6 protein-coding genes are annotated in these 8,232 nt (G+C 58.1%); all 6 read left to right on the top strand.

Going from position 1 to position 8,232, the window contains the following annotated elements; genetic code table 11:
* Nucleotides 1-365: 365 nt before the first annotated feature.
* The 6 genes from ACRC0P_RS18760 to ACRC0P_RS18735 all read left to right on the top strand — a co-directional run bounded on the left by ACRC0P_RS18760 (nt 366) and on the right by ACRC0P_RS18735 (nt 8,170).
* Complete coding sequence (locus ACRC0P_RS18760; RefSeq protein ID WP_438632832.1) at nt 366-1,742, top strand: OmpP1/FadL family transporter; 1,377 nt, start codon at nt 366-368, stop codon at nt 1,740-1,742.
* A gap of 847 nt (nt 1,743-2,589) precedes the next feature.
* On the top strand, nt 2,590-3,969 hold the full coding sequence (locus tag ACRC0P_RS18755; protein ID WP_438632831.1) for a CmpA/NrtA family ABC transporter substrate-binding protein: 1,380 nt from the start codon (nt 2,590-2,592) through the stop codon (nt 3,967-3,969).
* 90 nt (nt 3,970-4,059) lie between these two features.
* Nucleotides 4,060-5,055 carry an ABC transporter permease gene (locus ACRC0P_RS18750; protein WP_438632830.1) on the top strand — a complete coding sequence of 332 codons (996 nt, stop codon included), beginning with the start codon at nt 4,060-4,062 and terminating at the stop codon, nt 5,053-5,055.
* A 40-nt stretch (nt 5,056-5,095) separates the two neighbouring features.
* Nucleotides 5,096-5,953: an ABC transporter ATP-binding protein gene (locus tag ACRC0P_RS18745; protein WP_438632829.1), complete on the top strand. Its 858-nt coding sequence runs from the start codon at nt 5,096-5,098 to the stop codon at nt 5,951-5,953.
* A gap of 84 nt (nt 5,954-6,037) precedes the next feature.
* Complete coding sequence (locus tag ACRC0P_RS18740; protein ID WP_438632828.1) at nt 6,038-7,249, top strand: alginate export family protein; 1,212 nt, start codon at nt 6,038-6,040, stop codon at nt 7,247-7,249.
* Between the two features lie 135 nt (nt 7,250-7,384).
* Nucleotides 7,385-8,170 (top strand): type IV pili methyl-accepting chemotaxis transducer N-terminal domain-containing protein, encoded by a 786-nt coding sequence (locus tag ACRC0P_RS18735; protein WP_438632827.1) that lies wholly within the window; start codon nt 7,385-7,387, stop codon nt 8,168-8,170.
* Nucleotides 8,171-8,232: the final 62 nt, after the last annotated feature.

Raw genomic sequence — 8,232 nt, 5'->3', positions numbered from 1 at the left:
AAGGCTGCCCGCAGGGCGAGGGCCACGGATGGCCCGAGTGACAAAACGGCAGGACAGCCGTTTTGCACAGCCGAAGGCTGCCCGCAGGGCGAGGGCCACGGATGGCCCGAGTGACAAAACGGCAGGACAGCCGTTTTGCACAGCCGAAGGCTGCCCGCAGGGCGAGGGCCACGGATGGCCCGAGTGAAAAAAATTGCATCATCGCATGGATTTTTCGGCTTTTTACCGATATAAAGTCGCCGTTTTCCCCTGGCGCGGAAGATCGTAACTGCTAGACTTTCCGCACCGGGATTTGCTTTGCAAAAATGGAAAACTTTGCAAAACTTTTTCTCTATGCATTAACAATCGATAAAGAGTGGGACCTCATGAACAAGATAATACTGCGTCGTGCTATTTTGGCTGCAGCAATCAGTACCGCGTCAAGCGGCACCATGGCCGCCGGCTTCTTTCTGAACGAGACCAGCACCTCCGGCCTCGGCCGCGCCTTTGCCGCAGAGAACACCATCGGCGATAACGCCGCCATCCTGGCCCGCAATCCCGCCGGTTCCGCTCTGTTCGACACTATGACCATTTCCGGGGGCGTGACCTACGTCAATCCTGAGATCGATGCCGAGGGAGAGATCACCTATTTCGTCGACACACCGTTGGGCGTTGCGGAAGTCGGGCCCTTCCTCGCTGAGGATAATGACTACGCCAGCAGCGCCTTTGTACCGAACGCCTACCTGGCGGTGCCTATCGACGACTGCTGGTCCTTCGGCCTGGCCATGTATACCAACTACGGCCTGGAAACCGATTTTGACAGCGACTCGCTGGTTCTCAATATCGCCGACAAGACAGAACTGCTGACGGTCAATATCGCGCCGTCCGTCGCTTACAATTTCAATGACCAGTTCAGCATCGGCCTGGCGGTTAATTTCCTCTATGCCGACGCCGAACTGAAAACCAGGGTGCCCAACGGCTTCCCCATCGATGCCGCTTTCGGCACGTCGCTATCCGGCGCGGAAATCCTGAAACTCGAAGGCGACGACTGGGATGTGAGCTGGAGCATCGGCGCCCTGTGGAATATTACCGACCGCACCCGGGTGGGCCTGTCCTACCACGCGGAATTCGACCCCAAATTGGAAGGGGACGTCAGCTCCGATCTGATCCCCCCTCCTCCCCTGGCACCATTTAACGATGTCGACGGCAACCTGACCCTGGATCTGCCGGACTACTGGGAACTGGGCCTCTACCACAAGTTCAACCAGAACTGGGGCCTTGCCTTGGGCGCCACCTATACCGACTGGGACGACTTCCAGCGGCTGGAGGCCTTCCTGCCAGGTCAGGGAGCCGCGTTTAACCCCCTGCCTATCAAGGAGGAGAATTTCGAGAGCGGCTGGCGCTTCAGTATCGGGGGTGAATATTACCCCTGCGAGGAGGTCACCTGGCGCATCGGCTACGCCTACGACGAGGGCGCCGCAAGGGATGGTCTCAATCCGACAGATGCGACCGCCAACGCACTCGGGCTGCCGATCACTTGGCGCACCCTGTCCATTCCGGATACCGACCGCCACTGGGTGACTTTCGGCGGTACCTACGAGTTCGACCAGCACCTGAGCATCGACGGCGGCCTCGCCTATCTCTGGGGCGACGATGAGAGGATTCAGGAGTTCACCGAAGCGCCTGTACCCACTTATTACAACGGCAAGACCACCAATATCGCGGCCTGGCTCGCCGGTGTTTCCCTGAACTACCGCTTCTGACCACCCGGCCGACCCCTGCCAGTACAAGGGGCCGGACAGCAAAGTCCGGCCCGATGGCACTAAGTTAAGCGGAAGCCCCCTGTAGGAGCCTGCTTGCAGGCGAATAGAGGTCGCGGCAAGGCACCGGGAATGTTCGCCTGCAAGCAGGCTCCTACAGCGCAATCCTCAGGGGCAGGAGCAGTTCGGGGCTTAACTTAGTGCCATTCAAGTCCGGCCCTTTTCTCGCCGATAGTCTGTATATCCAGGCACATTAATGCCGGCACCGACAGCCGAAACTGCACCACAATGGCGCCCGGGCTCCGGGAACGGAGCTGCACGCCCGCACCAAAAAATCCCCCCCTCACCCACCCTTGCACTAAAAAGACCTCCCGGTTACAGGTCCAATTGCCCCGTGCAGCCCCCCGCCCGCCTCGGCATCTCACTGACTCAAGACGATTGAAATGGCAGGCTTCCGCCGCAGGCCCGCCCGCTCCACCGCCGCCCGAGCGAAAGAAAAAAACTCAATAAATACAGATACTTAACTGATAAAAACGGGCGGTTTCACCCAGTTCTCCCCAGCATTAGCCGGTTTCCGGCAAGCCTCGCCCCCAAGCCACCGGAGAAAAATTGGCACGCTCTATGCAACACAGCTATTGCGAGGCGCACCGGCGGGCCGGCACGAAAATCGATAGCCGGTCGTCGCGGAATTTAAACGGTGCTTACCGAAGAAAAAATTCAGACTCAACCGACCCGCTCGGTTGATTATGAGCAGAGGCGCTCATTGACTCGCTGCCCGATGGCAGCCGGTCGATGAGCGCTTTTTTATGCCCGCAATTTTCAACTGATCATCAACTGGGGGACTCTTGATATGAAGTGGACACAACTTTTCAGGCGAGCCGCAATAACCCTGGGGCTGGCAAGTACCCTCGGGCTGGCAGCGCCGGCGACATCCGCGGAACTCGGCTATCCGGAAAAAGAAGAGCTGACCTTTGGCTTTATCAAACTGACCGATATGGCACCCATTGCGGTCGCCTATGAGAAAGGCTTTTTTGAAGACGAGGGCCTCTACGTCACCATCGAGGCACAGGCCAACTGGAAGGTACTGCTCGACGGCGTGATCGACGGCCGCCTGGACGGCGCCCATATGCTTGCCGGACAACCTATCGCCGCCACCATGGGATTCGGCACCAAGGCCGAGATCATCACGCCCTTTTCCATGGACCTGAACGGCAACGCCATCACCGTTTCCAATGAAGTATGGAAACAGATGAAGCCGAACATCCCCAAAATGGACAACGGCCTGCCGGTACACCCGATCAAGGCGGATGCGCTGAAACCGGTAGTGGAAAAATACAAGGCGGCGGGCAAGCCGTTCAATATGGGCATGGTTTTTCCGGTATCCACCCACAACTACGAGCTGCGCTACTGGCTGGCCGCAGGCGGTATCCACCCGGGCTACTATGCGCCGCACAAAGGTGATATTTCCGGGCAGATAAACGCGGACGCCCTGCTCTCGGTAACGCCGCCACCACAGATGCCCGCCACCCTGGAAGCCGGCACTATCTACGGCTATTGCGTGGGCGAGCCCTGGAATCAGCAGGCGGTATTCAAGGGAATCGGCGTGCCGGTGGTAACCGACTACGAGATCTGGAAGGACAATCCGGAAAAAGTTTTCGGCATCACCAAAACCTTTGCGGAGAAATACCCAAACACCGCCATCCGCATCACTCGCGCGCTGATCCGCGCCGCCATGTGGCTGGACGAAAACAACAACGCCAACCGCCCGGAAGCGGTAAAAATTCTCTCCCAGTCCAATTATGTCGGTGCCGACTATGAAGTTATCGCCAACAGCATGACCGGTACTTTCGAGTACGAGAAGGGCGACAAGCGCGAAGTGCCGGATTTCAATGTTTTCTTCCGCTACCACGCCACCTACCCCTACTACTCCGACGCCATCTGGTACCTGACGCAAATGCGTCGCTGGGGTCAGATATCGGAAGACAAGAGTGACGACTGGTACAAGGAGATGGCGGCGAAGGTCTATCGCCCGGATATATACCAGGCCGCGGCGGAATCCCTGATCGAGGACAAGCTGGCCTCCGCGGATCAGTTCCCGGACTTCTCCAGCGAAGACGGATACCGCGAACCGCAGACCCACTTCATCGACGGCATCGTCTACAACGGCCACAAACCCAATGAATATATCGGGAAGTTTCCTATCGGTCTAAAAGCCGGAGAAAAGCTCTAGGCCGGAAATCAATCCCGCAGGGTGCGCCACGCGCACCCTGCGAACCCAATTTAAGCCGAAACACCATAAGTCGACGCAAGGCAGAGGACCATGACATCAAGCAGCCTATCCATCAGTAAACCGGCCGGCTGGAAGTTTTCACTGTTAGACAACAATCTGTTCAACAGCGCCATCCGATACGTGGCCATTCCCCTGACCGGTGTTCTGGTGTTTCTGCTGCTGTGGTCCGCGACCGCACAGAATATCGACACCTCCCTGGGAAAATTTCCCGGACCGGCCGCTGTATGGGAACAGTTTGGCGCGCTCTATCAGGAGCATGAGCGCTCGCGGGAAAAGGCAGCCGCCTTTTATGAACGCCAGAAAGTCCGTAACGCAGAGCGGCTCGCGGAAGATCCCAGCTATCAGCCGAAGATTCGCGACTACACCGGCAAAGAGACTTTCATCGACCAGATTTTTACCAGTCTGATCACGGTGATGAGCGGATTCCTGCTCGCCGTGGCCATTGCCATTCCTCTGGGAATTGCCACCGGCCTGAGCCGCACCCTGAGCAGCGCAATCAATCCGATTATCCAGGTATTCAAGCCGGTTTCGCCGCTGGCCTGGCTGCCGCTGGTGACCATGGTGGTCAGCGCCCTGTACACCTCAACGGACCCGCTGGTGGCCAAGTCGTTTCTCAACTCCATGATCACAGTCACCCTCTGCTGCCTCTGGCCGATGGTTATCAACACCTCCGTCGGGGTGGCCGGCATCGAAAGCGACCTGGTGAATGTCAGCAAGGTGCTGCGCCTTTCCCCGCTGAAACACGTGAAGAAAATTGTACTGCCCGCCTCAGTGCCGATGATTTTTACCGGTATGCGTCTCTCCCTGGGCGTGGCCTGGATGGTACTGATTGCCGCGGAGATGTTGGCTCAGAACCCAGGCCTGGGGAAATTCGTGTGGGATGAATTCCAGAACGGCAGCTCCGATTCCCTGGCCCGCATCATGGCCGCGGTGATCGTCATTGGAGTGATCGGCTTTCTGTTGGATCGCGCCATGCTGCAACTGCAGAAACTGGCTTCCTGGGATAAGGACAGCACTACACACTAGCTCCAATCAAACTCGATCCTATAAAACTCTGGAGAAGAATATGGGCGTATTACTGGATATCAGTCATGTGGATATGGAGTTCCCGACCCCCAAAGGGCCCTTTACGGCATTGCGCGACGTCGATCTGCAGGTCCAGAAAGGGGAATTCGTCTCGCTGATCGGTCACTCGGGATGTGGCAAGTCCACCGTGCTGAACGTGGTCGCGGGCCTGTACCGCGCCACTCGCGGCGGCGTGATCCTCAATGGCAAGGAGATCACCGAACCGGGGCCGGAACGCGCCGTGGTATTCCAGAACCACTCGCTACTGCCCTGGCTCAGCGCCTATGAAAATGTGGAGCTCGCGGTAAGGCAGGTATTTGGCAGATCTAAATCCGGGGCGGAAATACGCGAATGGATCGAGCACAACCTGCAGCTGGTGCATATGGAGCACGCGATGCACAAACGCCCGTCGGAAATTTCCGGCGGCATGAAGCAGCGGGTGGGTATTGCCCGGGCCCTGTCGATGCAGCCCAAGGTTTTACTGATGGATGAGCCTTTCGGCGCGCTGGATGCGCTCACCCGCGCGCATATGCAGGACTCGCTGATGGAGATCCAGGCGGAACTGAACAACACCGTAATCATGATCACCCACGATGTGGACGAGGCGGTTCTGCTTTCCGATCGCATTGTGATGATGACCAATGGCCCCGCGGCAACCATCGGGGAAATTCTCGACATTCACCTGGAGCGGCCGCGCAGCCGCCTGGATCTCGCCGACGATCCACACTACAACGGATACCGGGCCAGGGTGCTCAAGTTCCTGCATGAGCGTCACAGCAAACGCGACCCGTCATCGAAAAAACCCGCTGCTGATGAAAAAGCGAAATTCGAAACCAAATCTGTAGAGCACGCAGCCTGAGTGATTCAATAAAAATATTAAACAGGCATACACAAAATGGCTGAAAAAGCTTAATGACCAACCATCCTTTTTTGGGAACTAAACATGAAACGACTGACTCTTCCATCACAACAGCACATTCTGGCTCTGGTAATTACCATTGTCGGCGCCCCGGCGCTTGCCGACGATACCGTTGAAGCCGCAGAACCTTCCGCGGCATCATTCAGCGAAGCACTGGGACAGGGAGACGCCACTCTTGGCTTCCGCGCGCGAACCGAGCAGGTGGATGCCGACGGCGCCGACAAGGTGGACCTGACCAGCCTGAAGACCCGCCTCACCTACCAGTCCGCCATCTACCGGGGTTTCAGCACCCTGATCGAAATGGACGACGTGACCCATCTCACCGACGATGAAGGCGGCGTGGCGGACCCGGAGGGGACCGAGGTAAACCAGGTGTACCTCGCTTACTCGTTCGGCAACACCGCGATCAAATACGGCCGTCAGCGCATACTGCTCGACAACCAGCGGTTCGTCGGCGGAGTCGGCTTTCGCCAGAACGAGCAGACTTACGACGGCGTCAGCATCACCAATAAGAGCCTGGCCGACACCACACTGTTCCTCGCCCATATCGACAACGTCAACCGCATCTTCGGCGAAGACAGCCCGTTGGGCGACCACGAAAACGACACCTATCTGCTCAACGCGAAGTACAGCGGCCTCGCCGCCGGCACCCTTTCCGCCTACGCCTACCTGATCGACAACGAAAACGCCCCGGTTTTCTCCACCGACACCTACGGCCTGCGCTTTGCCGGCAAGAGCGGCGCGGCGGATTATGCCGTGGAATACGCTACCCAGTCCGCCGCCGCCGACAACCCCGCCAGCTACGACGCGAACTATATCCTCGCGGAGGGCGGCTACAAGCTGGGTCCGGTGACGCTGAAAGCGGGCTATGAGCTTCTCGGCGCGGACGGCGGCGACGGCCAGTTCATCACTCCGCTGGCAACCCTGCACAAGTTCCAGGGCTGGAACGACAAGTTCCTGGGCGGCGGTACCGGCAATATTCCCGGTGGCATCGAGGATATCTATGCATCCCTGGGAACCTCCTTGGGGGGAGTCAAGTTCTCTCTCAATTACCACCAGCTCAACTCGGACGACTCTGATGTCTCCGGTATGGACAAGCTCGGCAGCGAATACGGTTTTGTGGTGGGCGGAAAGGTCAGTGCAGTCGGCCTGAGCCTGAAATACAGCCGCTATACCGCCGACGATTTTAGCGTTGATACCGACAAACTCTGGCTTACCGCCCAGGCCCAGTTCTGATCGGGCGACTTGTAATCGTAGGGTGCGCCGCGCGCACCGGGCGCAGCCCAAAATTGCGGCGATACGAACCGGTGCGCACGGCGCACCCTACAAGACTTCTTTAAGTATCCAGATAGATTGTTCAAGGATAGGGACATGAAATTCTCCCTGGCAATATTTCTGTTTCTGCTATGTGCAGACACTGCCGCGTTCAGTATGGGCGATGCCATCAATATCGCCGGCCGCCAACGCATGCTCTCCCAGCGTATTACCCAGGCTTACATCCTCCGCGGTATACAGCCGGGCACCGAACGCCACCAGCAGATTTTCGAGCGATGTATGCGGGAGTTCGCGCACAACCTGGATCAGCTGGCCGACTTTGAAGAGGCGGCGCCAATACAGAGCGACCTGCAAGCGGTGCAGCGGGAGTGGAAGACCTTCGAGGCGATCGCTCACCAGCCTGTCAGCAAGCTCACCGCTACCGAACTGTTCCGGCGAAGCAATAGCCTGCTGCCCGCCGCCCACGCCTATGTCATGCGCCTGCAGGGTCTCGCCGACCACAGCAGCGCGGAACTGGTCAACGTCTCCGGCCGCCAGCGCATGCTCTCCCAGCGCATTGCGAAAAATTATGTCGCACACTTTTGGGAAGTGGCCGGCGATGAGGGAGGCAAGCGGCTCTACGAAGACCTGGCGGAGTTCCAGCTTATGCTGGAGTTTCTGCTACAGAGCCCGCTGAACACGCCGGAGATCACCCGCAACCTGCTCAAGACCCAGGGATACCTGAGCTATGCCAGCCGGGGTTTCGACGGGGAGATGCAGATATCCGGGGAGCGCCAGATCCATGTGATTACCGGCACTACAGATATGTTGCTGCGCAATATGGATGTGATTACCGGGCAGTATGCCGAGCTGCTGAATTCGGTGCAGCTGGCAACGCGCTAGCGCTAAATGATTGGAGGCAATTGTAGGAGCGGGCCATGCCCGCGATCGATCTTTCCAGTCAT

The sequence above is a fragment of the Microbulbifer sp. genome (genome assembly GCF_051659245.1).
In the GTDB taxonomy this organism is placed as follows: Bacteria; Pseudomonadota; Gammaproteobacteria; order Pseudomonadales; family Cellvibrionaceae; genus Microbulbifer.
Note: the sequence above shows the minus strand (reverse complement) of the source record. Positions and strands in the feature narration are given on the sequence as shown.